The following is an 18,954-nucleotide window of genomic DNA, read 5'->3' as shown; positions in this document are numbered from 1 at the left end:
CCTGTCGGGTCTGTACATTATCGTTATTTTATTTTGGTAAATGGCACTTTGTTTTCAATGGCGTTTAAAATGAAATAATCTTCCAGACCATTAACAATCCATGTTTCAATATTGGCATTTTTTGCTACGGATGCCGCTTCAATCTTCGATTGCATACCACCACTGCCGTGGGACGATTTGGAATCGACTACCTGTTTGTTCAACTCCTCAAAATCATCAACCACTTTAATGGTTTCCGGCGTACCGTTTTCGTAGGATTCTTTCGTATAAATCCCGTTGGTGTTGGTAGCGATTATAAACAAATCGGCTTTTAAAAGCGAGGCCGTTAAAGCTCCTAATTTATCGTTGTCACCAAATTTTATCTCATCAGTAGCCACCGTATCGTTTTCGTTAATGATGGGAATATAATTATTGTTCACCAAAACATTGATGGTATTCACGATGTTTTTTCGACTTTCCTTTTTTTCAAAATCGGAATAACTCAATAAACATTGCGAAGTCAATAGCCCATATTCACGGAAAATCTCCTGATAAATACGGATTAAATGGGGTTGCCCGATGGATGCCAAAGCCTGTTTTACAAAAACGTCCTTTTGCTTGCTTTCCAGCTTTACAAATTGCTTGGCTACGGCAATAGCCCCAGAACTGACGATGACAAACTCGTGCGTATCTTGAAGTTGTGCAATCTGGCTGGCCAAGTCTTCAATCTTACCCCTGGAAATATTATTGGTTTCCTTGGTAAGCGTATTGGAACCCACTTTTAATAAAACACGTTTTTTTCTTTTCATGCTTTTGGTATGCAACGATTGCTAAATGTTTTGCAATTGATTTTCTTCAATTTCAGATAACGCTTCAATCAATGCTTCAAAGAATTGATTGATATGATCTTTTCGAATGGTTAATGGCGGTAAAATTCGCAACAGTTTTTTGTTGGAAGCCCCTCCTGTGAAAATGCGGTGATTATAGATAAGTTTTTTTCTGAGTTCGCCCACTTCAAAATCAAACTCCAAACCGAGCATCAAACCTCTCCCTTTTATATTTTTTATCTGCGGAACGCTTTTCGCCAGTTTTAAAAAGTACTCGGACATGGCGTTAACGTTATCCATCAAATTTTCATCTTCAATAACGTTTAACACCGAAAGACCAGCCGCACAAGCCAAGTGATTCCCACCAAAAGTAGTACCCAACATGCCGTGTTTAGCTTCAATATCGGGGTGGATTAAAATACCGCCAATAGGGAAACCGTTCCCCATACCCTTGGCTATCGAAATGATATCGGGAGTGACATTGTAATGCTGAAAAGCGAAAAATTTGCCCGAACGTCCATAACCTGATTGTACCTCATCGGCGATAAACATGGTATCATTAGCTTGACAAAGGGCATAAACTTGCTCGAAAAAATCGGCCGTGCCTTGGTCCAATCCGCCTACACCTTGGATAAACTCTACGATAACAGCACAAACATCGCCTTTTTCTAATTCGGCCTTAACGCCCAAAATATCATTCAACTCTAAAATGGTTACTTTTTGCTGAGCGTTTATCGGTGCGATAATATTAGGATTATCGGTTGCCGCCACTGCTGCTGAAGTTCTTCCATGGAAACCATTTTTAAACGCGACCACTCTTGATTTTCCTGTTTTGAAGGAAGCTAATTTCAATGCATTTTCGTTGGCTTCAGCTCCCGAATTGCACAAAAACAAATTATAGCCTTCGCAACCAGAAAGTGTTTCCAGCTTTTCGGCCAATTGTACCTGTAACGGGTTTTGAATGGCGTTGGAATAAAAGCCCAAATCGGCCACCTGGCTTGAAACGGCATCGACATATTTTGGGTGTGCATGCCCAATGGAAATTACGGCATGCCCACCGTAAAGGTCTAAATATTCCTTGTCGGCATCATCGTAAACATAAAGTCCCTTGGCCGAAACCGGCGTTACGTTGTATAATGGGTAAACGTCAAATAATGGCATGTTAATTCTTTTTTAGTTGGTTTATTTTTTCAAAGGAAGCATTAATTCCTTTAATGAGCGAAGAGCTTAATCCTTGGTGCTCCATTTCGTTAAGACCTTCAATGGTACAACCGCTCGGGGTGGTTACACGGTCTATTTCTTCCTCTGGATGTCTTCCAGATTCTTTCAATAAACTGGCTGCTCCGTAACAAGTTTGCAAAGCCAATTGGTGCGCTTCATGAGCCTCGAAGCCTAATTGAATAGCCCCTTGGGTTGTGGCACGCACCAAACGCATCCAAAAGGCAATACCACTGGCACATATAACCGTAGCAGCCTGAATTTGATCTTCGGGAATAACCATAGTGGTGCCCAGTTGATTGAAAATATCTTGAGCCATTGGCACTTTATCTTGCGCTGCTTTGTTAGCCGCAATGCATGTCATTGATTTCCCTATGGAAATAGCCGTATTGGGCATCACGCGGATGATATTTTTATCAGACCCAATAATGCTTTCGATTCTTGAGATCTCGACACCAGCGGCAACAGACATCACCACGTGCCTATCTGTGAATTTGGAAGACACGCTCTCTAAAACCGCATTGATGTGTTTGGGCTGAAGCGCAAAAATCACAATATCAGATTGTGTTACGGCCAACTCATTATCGTTAGTTACTACCACATTGGGCAGACTTTTATACGCATCAACATTTGTCGTATTTTTGTCACTTAAATACAAGGATGAAAAGGTGTTGTTTTTCACCAGTCCTTTGGCAATCGAACTCCCTAAATTACCAGTACCGATAATGGCTATTTTCATTGCAATAGTTTGTTAATCGTTTTACTTGAGATATTAAAAATAAGTTCCTTTTAAGCTTAAGCCCGTGGTTTCCTCCAGTCCGAACATTAAATTCATGTTCTGAACCGCTTGCCCTGAAGCGCCTTTTAATAAGTTATCAATAATACTCGTTACCAACAACTTACCTTCGTGCTTGTGCAAATGGATTAAACATTTATTGGTATTCACTACTTGTTTCAAATGTAAAAAATCATCTGAAACAAATGTAAAATTAGCCTCTTTATAAAATTCGTTATATAAGGTTTTAGCCTCATCTACCGAGCCTTCGAAATCGGTATATATAGTTGCGAAAATACCTCTTGAAAAATTCCCTCGGTTGGGCATAAACAAGATCTCTTTTGAAAAATCATTTTGCAATTGCTTAACCGATTGGTTGATTTCACCCAAATGCTGATGGGTAAAGGGTTTGTAATACGAAAAGTTGTTATCGCGCCAAGTATAATGTGTGGTTGCCGACAGCGATGTTCCAGCTCCTGTGGCTCCGGTTACTGCGTTTATATGCACATCGGTATTCAACAAGCCTTTGTTCGCCAATGGCAAAAGTCCTAATTGAATTGCTGTGGCAAAACAACCAGGATTGGCTATATAATTGGCTTTTTCGATGGCTTCTTTTTGCAATTCTGGCAGTCCGTAAACAAAGGTTTTACCTTCAAAAGTTTTATCGGCTTCCAATCTGAAATCGTTGCCCAAATCAATGATTTTCGTGTTTTCCGAAAAGGTATTGGCCGACAAAAACTTTACCGAATTACCGTGACCCAAACACAAAAACAACACATCAACATCGGGGTTTGCCGTATCGGTAAATTCTAAATCTAACGACCCGATTAAATCTTGGTGCACTTTGCTTATTTTGTTTCCGGCATTACTTGTACTGAATACAAAATTAATTTCGGCTTGCGGGTGATTAATCAGCAGTCTGATTAATTCGCCTGCCGTGTACCCAGCTCCACCAATTATTCCTACTTGTAGTTTTTTCATTTTTAATACTTTAAAATTAAGCTTCGACTGCGCTCAGCCTGACAATCCTGCAAGACAAAGTCCGTTTTATTTCGAATTTACTTGCTGGTAAATTTTGTTTTGGTTGCCTACAATTTTAATAAATCCTTTGGCTTCATCGGCGGTCCAACCTTTATTTTCTTCACCATAGCTTCCAAACTTGGCGCTCATTAAATCGTGGTCTGAAACAATGCCATCTAAAGTAAAGTGGTACGGCTTCAACGATACGGTAACATCGCCAGACACTTTATCTTGACTGCTTTGCAAAAAGGCCTCCATATCGCGCATTACGGGATCTAAGTACTGCCCCTCGTGCAAGTGCATGCCGTAGAAACTGGCAATATATTCCTTGTGCTGCAACTGCCATTTGGTAAGCGTGTGCTTTTCCAACAAATGGTGCGCTTTTATGGTGATTAGTGCTGCAGCCGCTTCGAAGCCTACGCGACCTTTAATGCCCACAATGGTATCGCCCACATGGATATCGCGACCAATGGCATAAGCCGACGCCAAATTATTTAGGGTTTCGATATTGATTTCCGGTGCATTTTCAATGCCGTTTACGGCCACCAATTCGCCTTTTTCAAAAGTTAGTTTTACTTTTTCCTCTTCGGAATGTTTCAATTGCGACGGGTAGGCTTCCCCCGGTAATGGTTTTTCCGAAGTCAATGTTTCGGCACCACCAACACTGGTTCCCCAAAGACCTTTGTTAACCGAGTATTTGGCCTTTTCCCAAGACATATCGATACCGTTTTCTTTTAAATAGTCGATTTCTTCTTGTCGAGTTAATTTTTGATCCCTGATCGGGGTAATGATTTTAATATTCGGTGCCAAGGTTTGAAAAATCATATCAAAACGCACTTGGTCGTTACCGGCTCCGGTGCTTCCGTGGGCAATATACTCAGCATCAATACTTTTGGCATATTCAATAATTTCAATAGCCTGAATAATACGTTCGGCACTTACCGATAGCGGATAGGTATTGTTTTTCAACACATTACCAAACACTAGATACTTCACCACTTTTTGGTAAAATGTAGATACCGCATCAATATTTTTATAAGTTGAAACGCCCATTTTATAAGCGTTACTTTCAATATGCTTGATTTCTTTTTTGGTAAAACCGCCAGTGTTTACACTTACCGCGTGTACATCGTACTCTTTTGATAAACTAACGGCACAATACGAGGTGTCTAAGCCGCCACTATAGGCTATTACTAACTTTTTCATGTGTTTGGTGTGTTTGGAATGTTTGGAATTTTACTTTTTAAAATCTTATTTATTTGATTAAGTTTTGATTCGAAATAAGGGTTAACGTAATATTTATATTTAAGCTCATCTCTTAGTTTCCCTAGTTTTTCTAAGGTTGAAATCAATACCGGAGACAAATCTTTTAAGGTCACGAATTTCATACCCAACAATAAATTATTTTGGTGAACCGTGGGTTCTTGAGCAATGGAAATTAGAAAATCTTTCCTAAAATTTTGCGACAACAAATCCATTAGAAGCAATCCTAAATTGTGATTTCTATGCGCATCATGAATCCATAAAGCCGAACGCTCATAAACCGAGAATTTATCAACCACGTGCCTATGGGCAAAAATATGTCCGTAGATTTCACCGTCTTTCCTTAACAGGTAGCATCCGTTTTTTAAACGGTCTAGCAACATGCCCACATTGGCGTGAAACATGGCGGGAAGATTTTTGGTTCTTTCGGAGATGACCTGCAAATTGGTTGCCGAAATCTCGTGGGTGAAAACAATTTCAAAACCTTGCTCTTCACAATAGGCTTTTGCTTCCTCGATTAAGGTATTTTTTTCTATATCCAATATTGAATCCATTTTCAATAATTATTAAACCCAAAGTAAACGACTAAGGATTTCAAAAAAGCCTTTCTAGCTTTTTAATTTTTTTAAATCTGAAATATAATAACGAAAATTGAAAGTAACGAATACTTTCTGAAACTGGACAGCCCCTTAGGGGCGAGTTTGAGGAAAACGCACAACAACAGCTCTAGTAGTGTTTACTAGATTAAAAGAGATAGGAGATATGTTGTTTCCTGTTTTCACTGAATAACTATCTTTACTATTAACTCTAAATCGTCGGCGTGAGCCCCTTTCGTTAATATAAGGCGCAAAATTACAATTTATTATGGAACACACAACATTAAATTTGATAAAATAAAAGTATTTTGGCTTTTATTAAATCGAATTAGCAGTTAGCAACCCCAGAATCAAAATGCTACTAAAAAAAAGGAATATTATTTTTTCAGTTCAAAATCGCGTGTTGATTTTTTTGTTTCTGATGGAAAATCATCGGGCACCTCAGTTTGGGTTACCTTACCTGTAGCCGCCCATTCTGTACCGCGTTTCAGCAAAGTGATAAAGCCTACGCACTCAAAAGCCTCTTCATCGTGCCCCAACGTCGTATGGAATACCCTACCTTTGCCATAATCTATGGTCATTACCACAGGTTCTTTCTGTTCTAATTCTGGCTTTTTAAGCGTGGTTACCGCTGTTGATAAAATGGTTACATTTTTAGCCGGCCCACGTAAAAAGGCATAACATTCGTCGTTGGCATGCATCCATTTTTTTGGCAACCCTGCTGTAATAGCATGCGATTGGTTGTAATTAGTTACCACGAAATCTTCACGTTTACCGTGCGCCCCTCCTTTTCCTTCGGAATAATCTCTTTTAGGTTGGTTATCTTTATCGATATACAAATAAGGCCCGTGCTTCTCGGTGCGCCCGCCCCAGCCACCAATGGCTATCATGTCGTTGTAGGCTTTCCAATTTGGAAACGAATTATCCGCTGCGTGAACACTCACAAAACCACCGCCTTTACGCACAAACTTTTCAAAAGCCCGTTGAGTTTTCTCAGGCCATGAAGCCGCCTTGTACCCAAAGTTTGAAATAACGACATCGTAATTTTTAAATTTCGGACAAAAATCTGTATCTGTTTTTGGTTTTCCCTCAGTGCCTTCTCCTGCATTCGCCAATAGCAGCCAATCCTTAAACCGTTCGCTATTGGTTAAATACTGAGTGCGCTCAATATCTACCTCAAACAAGCCTGTCTCTTCTAAATATTGTTTCATCATAATGGTAGATTTTGGCCAAACCGAATGGTTGTTCTGCCCATCAACGATCAATACTTTTATTTTGTCTTTCTTATCAGTTGCACTATAACCCTTTGAATTCAAACAAATGGTCAGTACCACCAAAACAATTCGCTTTATCATTATTTCATTTTAATTTAATTCGCGTACCCAAATATTTCTGTAGCTCACACCACTATTATCTTTGTGATCCTGAAGCCGAATTGGCGCTTTGCCATGAGGCTCGTTTTTTGGCCAGCCTATGAATTCGGTCGTGCCTTTTATCTCTACGTGGTCCTGAATAAGCACCCCGTTATGGAGCACCGTTATTGTGCCAGATTTAGTTTTGTTTCCGCTCTCATCAAATTTTGGTGCATGGTAAACAATATCGTAAACATTCCAATCTCCCGTTTTTGATGACGCTTTCACCAACGGAACGGCTTGCTTATAAATAGCTCCAGCCTGACCATTAACATAGGTATCGTTGTTGTTGTTATCTAAAATCTGAACCTCGTACCTGTTTTGAAGAAACACACCGCTATTGCCACGATGCTGACCGTTTCCACGAATATCTTTTGGCGACTTCCATTCTATATGCAATTGTATATCGCCAAAATTTCGCTTGGTTTGTATGTCGCCTGCTTTATCTTTTACGGTCATACTTCTATCGGCATTCAATATCCAGTTTACTGCTGAGGAATCTTTAGTTGATACCCATTCATTAAAATTTTCACCATTAAAAAGTACAATCGCATCCGATGGTATTCCTGTTTCCGCATCAACGGTTGCCACTTTCGGTTTAGGCTGCCAAACTTCTGTATCTTTGGGGTTGGTGGGTTCTTTTATTCGTTTCGAATCTTTAACCTGACCAAAAGCGCATCCCGAAAACACCATAACAACCGAAAAGCCTAACAGTAATCGCTTCATATTACAGGATTAAATGCCCAAAACACTTTTCAAATAATTTTCATCAATGTCGCCTCCGGCAAAATCATCAAAACTACGTGTAGCCGCTTCAATGATATGCTTTTGAATAAACGGTGCTCCTTCCCGGGCGCCCTGCTCCGAAGATTTTATACAACACTCCCATTCCATAACCGCCCACACATCGCAGTTATACTTGGTTAACTTTGTAAAAATGCCTTTAAAATCTACTTGTCCGTCGCCCAAACTTCTAAAACGGCCAGCTCGGTCTTTCCAATCGGCATAACCACCGTAAACCCCTTGTTTTCCCGACGGATTAAACTCCGCATCTTTAACATGGAAGGATTTAATGCGCTCGTGGTAATAATCTATAAAGGTTAAATAATCTAACTGTTGAAGTACAAAATGGCTAGGGTCGTACAGAATATTAGCTCGTTTATGGTTGTTCGTAGCATCTAAGAAACGCTCGAAAGTGACACCGTCGTGCAAATCTTCACCCGGATGCAATTCGTAACACACATCTACCCCATGCTCATCAAAATGATTTAAAATAGGCAACCAACGGTTCGCTAATTCTTGAAACCCTAAATCCACCAGTCCTGCAGGGCGCTGTGGCCACGGATACACCGTTTGCCATAGCAGCGCCCCCGAAAAACTCGCGTGCGATTTTAAACCCAACCGTCCACTGGCCGTTCCACATTTTTTAACAAAATCTATCGCCCATTCGGTTCGGGCTTTGGGATTACCCCGCACATTCTCTGGTGCAAAACCATCAAACAAAGTATCGTAAGCTGGGTGAACCGCCACCAACTGCCCTTGCAAATGCGTTGAGAGTTCGGTGATTTCCAACCCGTAAGACTGCACTTTTCCTTTTAATTCGTCGCAATAGGTTTGGCTTTCGGCAGCCATTTCAACATCAATTAAACTGGCTTCCCATGTTGGTATTTGAATGCCTTTGTAACCTAAATCGGCCGCCCATTGGCACATGCCACCTAAACTATTAAACGGTGATTCATTACCCGCAAATTGCGCCAAAAATACTGCCGGACCTTTTATTGTTTTCATATGTTATTATATTCTTTCATTTAACTGAGTTTAGCCCATGCCGCATTGTTTTTGTCACTTTCTACCGCCGCATAAATAAATTTCATACCACGCACACCATCTTTAATGGTAGGGTAATCGGGTTTTTCAATTGTTTTTCCTTCTTTTATTGCGGTAAGGTGTATGGCAAAACTCTTGTATATTGTAGCAAACGCCTCCAAGTAACCTTCAGGGTGACCGGCAGGAATTCTGCAAACCTCCAAGGCCTCGTCATGCAATCCGTTGCCATTGGGCGTATATACCTTTTTAGGTTCTTCTAGCCATCGTGTTATCAGTTCATTTGGGTTTTCTTGGTACCATTCCACACTTCCTTTTGTTCCATAAACTTTGATGCCCAAATTATTTTCTTCACCCAATGCAATTTGTGAGATAGAAATTGTGCCTTTTGCACCGTTCTCCATCCGTATCAACATATTACCATCATCATCTAAAACACGCCCTTCTCCAAATCTTCCCAAATCAGCTGCAATTTCTATAATCTTCAACCCTGTAATGTACTCTATTAAGTTTTCAACGTGTGTGCCAATATCTCCTAAAGCGCCACCAATGCCAGAACGTTTTGGGTCTACCCTCCAAGCCGCTTGCTTTTGCTCTGTCTTCTCCAAAGAAGTCGATAACCAGCCTTGTAGATATTGTGCTTGTATCTTTCTTATAGTTCCCAATTCGCCTTTAGTTATCATAGCTTTAGCTTGTTTTACCATAGAATTCCCTGTGTAATTGTGAGTCAAGGCAAATAGCTTTCCACTTTTTTCAATCACTGTTTTTAGAACTTCAGCTTCGTCCAAAGTTAGGGTTACAGGTTTATCACATACTACATGAAAGCCATTTTCCAAAGCTAGTTTAGCAGGAGGAAAATGCATGTGATTTGGTGTTACAATGGCTACAAAATCCATTCGGATAGCTTCAGGAAGTTCTTTTTCCTTTTGAATCATTTCTTCAAAAGTACCATAACATCGGTTTTCATCCAATCCAAGAGCTTTCCCTGATGCTATTGATTTTTCTACGGTACTACTAAACGCTCCACAAACAAGCTCTATCATACCATCAATACCTGCAGCTTTTCGATGCACATCTCCAATAAAAGAGCCTATGCCACCACCAACCATTCCCATTTTTAATTTTTTACTCATAAACTATTTAAGATTCTAATATTTGTTTACTTTTTTTCATATAAATGTGTAAACCTAAAAATGCAACTATCAAAATACCAGGTAAAATAGACATAGTTCGCAATGCTTCAGAGGCACTAACATTATCCATTAGATTACCCATAATTGGCAACACTAAGGAAACAGAAAACATACCAGCTCCTCCCATTACTGATAACCCTAAAGCTCCTGTTTCTGGTAAATACTCGGCAATAAAACCCAACATAGTTGGCCAAAAAAACGTTACCCCGATAGCAAAAACGGCTGCCGCAACAAAGGTCATCCCACCAGTTGTCACCGTTAGTAACCACAACCCAATAAACGTGAAAACGGCAGAGTACAATAACATTCCTGACGGACTCAATTTATGTACCACTTGTCCTGCAAACAGCCTTCCCATAGCCATAATACCGTTAATAAATGCCAAAACTAACAATGGTGCAGTTACCGATTCTTTTAACAAGGATTCTATTCTTTGGGTAGTGCCTAATTCAGAAGCTGCTGTTAAAAACATACAGGCTACCATGAACAAAAACAGAGGTTTTAAAACACTAGAAAACATTTTTTTATTGCTCACTCCCATTTGAACACGCTCGGTAACCGGTATTTTTTGCCCCCAAAATAATAATCCATAAATCACTAATGGAATAAACAGAGTCCCTACCATAATTTGCCAACTTAAGCCTAAAACATCCATAACTAACCAACCTATTAATGCTCCAATTACGATACCTCCTGGAAACCATACATGAAATCTATTTAACATTTTAGTTTTTTGGTCTGGATACATGGAAGCTACCATAGGATTGAGCGCTGCCTCAACAAAGCCATTACCAATTCCTATAAACAATGTGGCAATAAATAGCGAGGTCATCGAGTCTGCCATAAGCGTTAAAACAATACCAATAGCGTGCGTAATAAATGCCATCCACGTTATTTTTTTTATCCCCAGTAAGTCAACTAGTGGCCCACCAATAATCATAGCAATTGTGAATCCAAAAAAGGCGGGTGCAAAGGCATAACCTATTTGCTCCATGGTTAACCCCACACCCTCGGGACCAAAGACAGTTTCTAAACGAGCACGTATAGCAAAAGTCATGGCTGTTGTAATTAGAGCGAGACAACTTCCCAAAAACAACCTGTTTTTATTAATATTCTCCATAAATTATTTTGTTTGATTAGTTTTGCATTAAGTAAGCTGTTTACCAACTTTAATGAGTAAATCACGAGTGGCTTGTATTCCTGCTTCTTCCGAAATCGTTTTACCTTCAAACTCAACTCCTACAAATCCTTTATAACCAGAATCCTTCACCATTTGCATGACACGTTTATAATCTATTGTGGTTTCATTCCCCTGAGCATCAAACTCATATGATTTGGCACTAACTGCTTTTGCAAAAGGCAATACTTCTTGCATCCCTTTATACCTATCGTAAGCTTCCAAACAATTCCTTTCTGCATCTTTTGTAATGCAAAAATTTCCAAAGTCTGGTAATGTACCACAGTTTTTATTTTTTATTTGAGTAAACACTCTTGACATCCAAGCGCCATTGGAAGAAAAGCCACCATGATTCTCTACCAAAACATTAATATTTGACCCTTTTGCAAAATCTGAAAGTTGCGTTAGAGAATCAATTCCTGCTTTTGCAGCTTCATCTTCATCTATTCCTCCGGCCAAATTAACTCTAATGGCGTGACAACCTAAAAAATGAGCCGCTTCAACCCACTTATAGTGATTTTCAATAGCTTTTAAACGCTTTTTGGTATCGACATCTGCCAATGCTCCCTCTCCATCTACCATAATGAGCACATTTTTTTGACCTTCGGCATTAGCTCTTGAATTCATTTCTTTTAAATAACTCATATCTTGAGCCTTATTCTTAAAGAAACTATTTACGTATTCTATACCTTCAAAGCCAAAACTTCTTGATTTTGCAGCAAAATCCAAGTTATCCATAGCCCCACCTCTGAGTGATCTATTGTAAGACCATTGCGCTAAAGAAATCTTAAAAAACAGTTCTTCTGATTCCTTTGGTTCTTCAGCTTTATTAATAATTTTATTTTCCTTTGAATTCTTGCATGCGTGAAGTCCAAGTACTGAAACTGCTACACCTGTTTGGGTTGTTTTAACAATAAAATCGCGACGTTTCATATTTTTTGTTCGTATATAAATTAATTAGACGAGACGTGAAGTTATAGAAATATCCCGCAAGAGCTGTTTATTTTTGTTCAGTGAAAAAATTTAAACAAATTTAAACCTCGGGATAGGCGCTTATTTTTTCGTTCAAACGAAACCTTTCCCTAAAAGCTTTCGGAGAGCATTTTTCGTGTTTTTTGAATACCGTAGAAAAGTATTGACTTGTTGTGAAACCACAAATATAAGCCACTTCTCCAACCGTTAAATTAGGACTATCTTTTAGAATGTTTTTAGCCATTTCTAAACGACGAATATTTAAATATCGCATGGGCGTTAAATTGGTTAATTGCTTACAATGGTAAGTAAACCGAGTTAGCCCAACCCCTGAAGACTTTGCCATCTCCTCAATGGTCCAGTTTTCAGACAAGTTCTTATCTAGTTCTTTTAAAAAATATTGCACACTCCTAGAGCTATCAGTTAAAGATTCATTAAGCACAATATCCTCAGTTTTTAACAGATCTAAAATTAATATCAATAAATAGTTTATTAACAACCTAATTCTAGAGGCATTACTACCATTTTCATCAGTATTAACCGCAACATTTATGCGCTTAAAACAATCGCGAACTCTCTGATCTGCTTTCAAAATAGATTTCTCGTTATGCCTTAAAATAGTTGTTAATTGCGATAAATCATTATTTGTTAATGTAATCCAATCTGGCCATACCCAATCCTGATGCGGCCTTCGAACTCCTAAATCAATAATCACCCAATAAAATTTTCCCATTCCAATATTAGGGTTCCCAACTTTATGTGCTTCCCACGGACGTGTGATGGTTAAATTATTAGGAGTTAACAGTACCTCTTTACCCTCCTGAGCATATGGCATGGTGCCTGATTCTAGAAAATGAAATTCCATACCCTCATTTCGGTGCCAATCTAAACCCCAATCCTGTGGTTCATTAGCATCCCAATAACCAATACTATTCAAACCCAATGTATTATCATCCAACCGTTCCCCAGGGTAGGTATGTCTTGCCAATGCTTTAAATTTTAATTTTTTTCTTTTATAGGCATCAATTAACGGCAAACAAGTATCAGCATGATAGACCACACCATTTGCTTCATAGGGCTCAATTTCATGTACGTTTACTTTCACTGAAATATTTTAAACAATTAACAGATGCAAATTAACTATTTTTAAAACATATTCATATTTTTAAACCTTTATATATTAAAATACCAAATAAACACTTCAATAATTGTAATTTCTTAACTAAAATTTATGACAGAAGAAACTAAGGCTACCAAATACGACGCTATAGTTATAGGCTCGGGAATGACAGGAGGTTGGGCGGCTAAAGAACTATGTGAAGGCGGCTTAAAAACTTTGGTACTAGAGCGTGGGCGCATGGTTGAACACATAAAAGATTACCCCACTATGAATTTAGACCCATGGGATATGGAACTAAGAGGAGACCCCACAGCTGAACAAAAAGCCAGACAATACAAACAAGCACGAACAAGTTACGTTGTAAAACAAGATTCCAGACATTGGTTTGTTGATGATTACGACCATCCCTATAATGAGAAAAAGAGATTTGATTGGATTCGGGGCTACCATGTTGGGGGACGGTCCATAACATGGGGAAAGCAAACCTATAGACTAAGTGATTTGGATTTTGAAGCTAACAAAAAAGATGGTTATGGTGTAGATTGGCCCATTCGCTACAAAGATATTGAACCGTGGTACAGTTATGTAGAACGCTACATTGGCATTAGTGGAGAAGCTCTTGGTTTGCCCCAATTGCCCGATAGTGTTTTTGAACCACCCATGGAACTAAATTGCGTTGAGCAGCACCTAAAAGAACAAATGGCACAAAACCATGGGCGTGTTTTAACCATTGGAAGGGTAGCACATATTACAGGAAACCAGCCACATGAAGGTAGAGGTAAATGCCAATTCAGGCACAGATGTAGGCGCGGATGCCCTTATGGAGCTTATTTCAGTAGTGTTTCTTCAACTATACCTGCTGCCAACAGAACAGGTAATTTAACTTTGAGGCCGCACTCCATAACCTATGAAATTATTTATGACGAATCCTCTAAAAAAGCGACAGGAGTCAAGGTGATTGATGAAAAGACCAAAGAAAAACTTGAATTTGAAGCAGATGTTATTTTTTGTTGCGCCTCCGCCATAGCATCTGCTTCCATTTTAATGCAATCAAAATCTGATAGATTTCCCAATGGTTTAGGAAATGATTCTGGAGAATTAGGACACAATATCATGGATCACCATTTAGGTTCTGGTGCATCAGGTTCGATTGAAGGATTTGAAGACAAATACTATAAAGGAAGAAGGCCTAATGGCATTTACATTCCTCGATTTAGAAACCTAGGTGACAAGGAAAGTGAGCAAAAATCATTTCTTAGAGGTTACGGCTATCAAGGTGGTGCCGGCAGATATGGTATTTCTGAACATGTTGCCGAACTAGGTTATGGCGCAGAGTTTAAAGAAGAATTACTAAAACCCGGTCCGTGGCGAATGCACCTAGGTGGTTTTGGAGAATGCTTGCCTTATCATGATAATAAAATGACATTAGATTATAATAAACTAGATCAATGGGGATTGCCAACCATTACCTTTGACGCAGAATGGAAAGAGAACGAACTTAACATGCGAAAAGACATAATGGAACAAGCTGCAGATATGCTAAAGAAGGCAGGTTTTAAAGATATTCGCACCTATAACAGACCATCTGGCCCCGGTATAGGCATCCATGAAATGGGCACAGCAAGAATGGGAAGAGACCCGAAAACATCTGTACTTAACAAATACAACCAAATTCATAGCGTTCAAAATGTCTATGTTACCGATGGTGCCTGTATGACCTCGGCAGGTTGCCAAAACCCATCTTTAACCTATATGGCATTAACTGCACGAGCCGCAAATCATGCGGTTAAACAATTTAAAGCTAAACAACCATGAATCGTAGAGAAGCATTAAAAAATATTGGTTTAACCATTGGTTATTCTGCCGTTGCCCCAAGTGCCCTGAGTATTTTACAAAGCTGTACAAGTGACGTTGAAAAATGGACACCTGTATTCTTTACTGAAGAAGAAAGCATCGTTATAAAACACTTAGTGGATTTAATTCTACCTAAAACCGAAGCAACACCGGGCGCTTTAGACGTTAATGTCCCCGAGTTTATAGATTTATATGCCTCTAAAGCTTATAATGATGAAGATAAAGCAGAATACAAAAAGGGCATAGAAAGTATAATTGAGGCCCTACACATCCCTGAGACTGGAGCAAAACACCTAAACACCGAAGACTACACCACTTTATTGGATAAATACTTAAGAGCACCTAAAGCGGAAGAAAAACAATTTAAAGCAGAAAAAAGCTTAGTTTATGAAGCACTCTTAAATCTAAGAAACCAAACGGTTTGGGCTTACCAAACCAGTGAAAATGTTGGTGAAAAAGTATTGGCATACGACCCCATTCCTGCATCACAAAAGGGATGTATTTCAGTTGAAGAAGCTACTGGTGGAAACGCTTGGTCTTTGTAAATAATTCAAATCTTTATAAACTACAACATACATGAAATCTATTTTAATCAAAGTTGTATGCGTTCTATTGGTATTTTATTTTACACTTTCGTGCAAGAAAAAATCAGAAGGCCCCAGTAACAAATCTGAATGGAAATCCATATTCAACGGCAAAGACTTAAAAGGATGGACGCCAAAAATAATGGGGCACGAATACGGTAATAATTACAAGAATACATTTATTGTTGAAGATGGCCTATTAAAAGTTTCCTACAAAGCTTACGATTCCTTCAACAACGCATTTGGGCATCTTTTCTACAAAACACCATATAACAACTACAAGTTTAAAATGGATTATCGCTTTACGGGAGAACAAGTTGCAGGAGGAAAAGCTTGGGCATTAAGAAATAGTGGTATTATGATTCATTGTGAAGACCCAAAAGGCATGGAACTCAACCAAAACTTCCCAGTTTCTATTGAGGTACAACTTTTAGGAGGCAATGGTCTAGATGAACGTTCCACCGGAAATTTATGTACCCCTGGTACGCACGTTTTTTACAAAGATTCTTTGGTTACAGAGCATATTATTAAATCGTCTTCAAAAACCTATCATGGCGACCAATGGGTAAATGTTGAAATTGAAGTGAGAAATGACTCTATTATTAAGCACTATATAAATGGAGAAGAAGTATTAGCATACAACAAACCCCATATTGGAGGAGAGGCCGTTAATACTGGAAACAAGTGGAAACCAAAAGAAAACCAACCTTTAAAAGGGGGCTATATTTCATTGCAAAGCGAAAGCCACCCTATAGAATTTAAGAATATTGAACTATTAGAGTTAAAGTAAAAACTCTCAGTACAAGTATACTGAGAGTTTAAACCCCTTTAAGAATACATCTTATTCTTTTACTCCACAATAAATTTGCCTTTCATAAGCGCATAATGCCCAGGGAAACTGCAAATAAAATCATAAACTCCTGGTTCGGGAGCATCGAATTCGATTACTGCTGTTTCACCTCCACCTATTAGCTTGGTGTGCGCAATCACATCCTGAGTATTAGCGGGAATATATTCACTATCCTTAAACGCAGCAGCTTTAGGCCCAAAGGTCATCACATCAACCCCTTGTTTCAATAACACAAAATTGTGCCCCATCACGTTTTTGTCCATTTTCCCAATGTGCCTTAATGTGATTTTTACTTTTTTCCCAGCTTCAACCCTGATTTGCTTTTTATTGAATTGCATGCCGTCATTACCTGTTATAACTACATCGTTAGGGTTGCTGGAGGCTGCTTTCGGGGCTTCCATTGTTTTTTCATAAGAAAAATTTTCTTTTTTCTCTTTGTCTTTGTTACCGCAGGCCACTAAAAACACAGCCAACAGTAAGAGCGTAAAATATTTATAAACGAACATATAATATTGGTTTTAATTACAAAATATAATCAGTACTGATAAAATTAGAAGTTTTTTGCTCCAATAATTCTTGAAGAATAGCATTGTTGTAAGCATTGTCTTTTGAAGCGACAAAAGTTCTTATTGAAAACGAACGCAACGCATCATGTACACTCAGTGTTCCGAAAGCTGAATCTTTTCTTCCGGTGAACGGATAAACATCCGGCCCGCGTTGGCACGAACTGTTTAGGTTTACACGGCATACTAAATTCACCAAAGTATCGATGAGCGGCGACAGGGTTTGAACATTCTTTCCAAACAAACTCACTTGCTGTCCGTAATCCGATCTAGCCATATCATCCAAAGGCTCGTCAATATCCGAAAATGGCACTACCGGAATTACCGGGCCGAATTGCTCCTCTTTAAACACGCGCATATCTTTACTCACCGGATACAATACCGCAGGAAAAATAAAATTCTCGGTTAACTTGCCCCCTTTGTCGTTTAATATTTTTGCACCTTTTGTTAATGCATCATCAATCAACTCCTGAATAAATGCCGGCTTTTCCACCTCTGGTAGTGGTGTTAATTTTACTCCTGGCTCCCATGGGTTTCCAAATTTTAATTGATCTACTTTATAAGAAAAACGTCTGTTGAATTCTTCAACTACCGACTCGTGTACATACACCACTTTTAAAGCTGTACAACGTTGCCCGTTAAAAGACAGCGTTCCCGTAATGCATTCTTCAACCGCTAAATCTAAATCGGCATCGGGCAACACAATAGCCGGGTTTTTAGCTTCAAGCCCTAAAACCATACGAAGCCTATTTCCTTTTGGGTGCTGTGCTTGCAAAGCATTGGCCGATTTACTGTTGCCAATCAATGCTAAAACATCAACTTTTCCTGATTTCATAATAGGTGTTGCCAACACCCTGCCACGGCCGTAAATCACGTTTACCACACCTTTTGGAAAGCTATTTTGAAAAGCCTCCAATAACGGAGAAATAAGCAAAACTCCTAATTTTGCGGGTTTAAAAATTACGGTATTTCCCATCATCAACGCTGGAATAAGCAAAGTAAAGGTTTCGTTGAGTGGATAATTGTATGGCCCCAAACACAAAACAACCCCAAGCGGTCCACGACGGATGTGCGCATAAACCCCAGAGTTTTTCTGAAACTTGGCAGAGTCGCGATCTAATTGTTTGTAATCTTCTATAGTATCATAAATATAATCGACCGTTCTGTCAAATTCCTTTTCAGCATCAGGAAGGTTTTTACCAATTTCCCACATAATGAATTTCACTACCTCATCACGCTTGGTTTTCATTTGCTTAACGAATTTTTCCATACAAGCAATACGATCTACCACTTTCATGGTAGGCCACAACCCTTTCCCGTTATCGTAGGCAGAGACCGCTGAATTTAGTGAATCCATAGCCTCTTCCTCTCCCAACTGCGGCACCGTTCCCAACAAGGTTGGACGGTACTTTTCAGTTGACGAAATGGTAGAATACACCTCGGCCGTATCGCCTTCCCAGTGTTTTAACTCGCCACCTGACAAATAGGTATTTTGGTGATAAATAGAATCGATTTTAAATGCTTCCGGAATATCTTGGATTGTTGTGCTCATTGTGTTTTGTTTTTGTTAGTAGCCTTTGCCAATGCCAGTTTTATTCTAATATTTGAAATGCCTTTATTGACCTCATCAAAGTAAAGAAAAATTACTCAGAATTTGTGTTTGAAAATTCGAGAATTATGAGCAATAAAGCGAAAATAATTACGCTACGACCAAACTATCCTTTTAA

18 protein-coding genes are annotated in these 18,954 nt (G+C 39.0%); 3 read left to right on the top strand and 15 right to left on the bottom strand.

Annotation, left to right across the window (positions count from 1 at the left end):
- Positions 1-23 precede the first annotated feature (23 nt).
- From proB to ABI125_04675, 13 genes are all read right to left on the bottom strand, one after another.
- On the bottom strand, positions 24-788 hold the full coding sequence (proB, locus tag ABI125_04735; GenBank protein XCF07161.1) for a glutamate 5-kinase: 765 nt from the start codon (positions 786-788) through the stop codon (positions 24-26).
- Positions 789-809: 21 nt separating this feature from the next.
- Positions 810-1,967, bottom strand: coding sequence for an aminotransferase class III-fold pyridoxal phosphate-dependent enzyme (locus tag ABI125_04730; protein XCF07160.1), 1,158 nt, complete (start codon positions 1,965-1,967; stop codon positions 810-812).
- Between the two features lies 1 nt (position 1,968).
- Positions 1,969-2,763: a pyrroline-5-carboxylate reductase gene (proC, locus tag ABI125_04725; GenBank protein ID XCF07159.1), complete on the bottom strand. Its 795-nt coding sequence runs from the start codon at positions 2,761-2,763 to the stop codon at positions 1,969-1,971.
- A 33-nt stretch (positions 2,764-2,796) separates the two neighbouring features.
- Positions 2,797-3,780 carry an N-acetyl-gamma-glutamyl-phosphate reductase gene (argC, locus tag ABI125_04720; protein ID XCF07158.1) on the bottom strand — a complete coding sequence of 328 codons (984 nt, stop codon included), beginning with the start codon at positions 3,778-3,780 and terminating at the stop codon, positions 2,797-2,799.
- A gap of 66 nt (positions 3,781-3,846) precedes the next feature.
- Positions 3,847-5,025, bottom strand: a complete 1,179-nt coding sequence (locus tag ABI125_04715; protein ID XCF07157.1) for an argininosuccinate synthase domain-containing protein — start codon at positions 5,023-5,025, stop codon at positions 3,847-3,849.
- Complete coding sequence (locus ABI125_04710; GenBank protein XCF07156.1) at positions 5,022-5,636, bottom strand: hypothetical protein; 615 nt, start codon at positions 5,634-5,636, stop codon at positions 5,022-5,024. The genes ABI125_04715 and ABI125_04710 overlap by 4 nt, the downstream gene beginning before the upstream one ends.
- 419 nt (positions 5,637-6,055) lie before the next feature.
- Positions 6,056-7,033 carry a ThuA domain-containing protein gene (locus ABI125_04705; GenBank protein XCF07155.1) on the bottom strand — a complete coding sequence of 326 codons (978 nt, stop codon included), beginning with the start codon at positions 7,031-7,033 and terminating at the stop codon, positions 6,056-6,058.
- A gap of 9 nt (positions 7,034-7,042) precedes the next feature.
- Positions 7,043-7,783, bottom strand: coding sequence for a DUF1080 domain-containing protein (locus ABI125_04700; GenBank protein ID XCF07878.1), 741 nt, complete (start codon positions 7,781-7,783; stop codon positions 7,043-7,045).
- Positions 7,784-7,825: 42 nt separating this feature from the next.
- A complete protein-coding gene (locus tag ABI125_04695) occupies positions 7,826-8,878 on the bottom strand; it encodes a sugar phosphate isomerase/epimerase (GenBank protein ID XCF07154.1) in 1,053 nt (350 codons plus the stop codon).
- A gap of 20 nt (positions 8,879-8,898) precedes the next feature.
- Positions 8,899-10,047: a Gfo/Idh/MocA family oxidoreductase gene (locus ABI125_04690; protein ID XCF07153.1), complete on the bottom strand. Its 1,149-nt coding sequence runs from the start codon at positions 10,045-10,047 to the stop codon at positions 8,899-8,901.
- Between the two features lie 7 nt (positions 10,048-10,054).
- Positions 10,055-11,227: an MFS transporter gene (locus tag ABI125_04685; GenBank protein ID XCF07152.1), complete on the bottom strand. Its 1,173-nt coding sequence runs from the start codon at positions 11,225-11,227 to the stop codon at positions 10,055-10,057.
- A 27-nt stretch (positions 11,228-11,254) separates the two neighbouring features.
- Complete coding sequence (locus ABI125_04680; GenBank protein XCF07151.1) at positions 11,255-12,217, bottom strand: TIM barrel protein; 963 nt, start codon at positions 12,215-12,217, stop codon at positions 11,255-11,257.
- A 100-nt stretch (positions 12,218-12,317) separates the two neighbouring features.
- A complete protein-coding gene (locus tag ABI125_04675) occupies positions 12,318-13,361 on the bottom strand; it encodes an AraC family transcriptional regulator (protein ID XCF07150.1) in 1,044 nt (347 codons plus the stop codon).
- Between the two features lie 126 nt (positions 13,362-13,487).
- Here ABI125_04675 and ABI125_04670 point away from each other — a divergent pair, with 126 nt between their 5' ends.
- From ABI125_04670 to ABI125_04660, 3 genes are read left to right on the top strand one after another with little or no spacing between them, the layout of a single operon-like run.
- Positions 13,488-15,191 carry a GMC family oxidoreductase gene (locus ABI125_04670; protein XCF07149.1) on the top strand — a complete coding sequence of 568 codons (1,704 nt, stop codon included), beginning with the start codon at positions 13,488-13,490 and terminating at the stop codon, positions 15,189-15,191.
- The gene (locus ABI125_04665; GenBank protein ID XCF07148.1) at positions 15,188-15,775 is read left to right on the top strand and encodes a gluconate 2-dehydrogenase subunit 3 family protein; all 588 of its coding nucleotides are present in this window, start codon (positions 15,188-15,190) and stop codon (positions 15,773-15,775) included. Before ABI125_04670 ends, ABI125_04665 begins: the two co-directional genes overlap by 4 nt.
- A gap of 31 nt (positions 15,776-15,806) precedes the next feature.
- Positions 15,807-16,604 carry a DUF1080 domain-containing protein gene (locus ABI125_04660; GenBank protein ID XCF07147.1) on the top strand — a complete coding sequence of 266 codons (798 nt, stop codon included), beginning with the start codon at positions 15,807-15,809 and terminating at the stop codon, positions 16,602-16,604.
- Between the two features lie 59 nt (positions 16,605-16,663).
- On the opposite strand, the gene azu is transcribed toward ABI125_04660, so the two are convergent.
- Together azu and ABI125_04650 are read right to left on the bottom strand one after the other, a co-directional pair.
- Positions 16,664-17,170 carry an azurin gene (gene azu / locus ABI125_04655; protein XCF07146.1) on the bottom strand — a complete coding sequence of 169 codons (507 nt, stop codon included), beginning with the start codon at positions 17,168-17,170 and terminating at the stop codon, positions 16,664-16,666.
- Positions 17,171-17,186: 16 nt separating this feature from the next.
- Positions 17,187-18,779, bottom strand: coding sequence for an NADP-dependent glyceraldehyde-3-phosphate dehydrogenase (locus ABI125_04650; protein ID XCF07145.1), 1,593 nt, complete (start codon positions 18,777-18,779; stop codon positions 17,187-17,189).
- Between the last annotated feature and the right edge of the window lie 175 nt (positions 18,780-18,954).

This window comes from Tamlana crocina (assembly GCA_040429635.1).
Lineage (GTDB): Bacteria > Bacteroidota > Bacteroidia > Flavobacteriales > Flavobacteriaceae > Flavisericum > Flavisericum crocinum.
The sequence above is the reverse complement of the archived record's forward strand: the minus strand, read 5'-3'. Positions and strand labels throughout refer to the sequence as shown.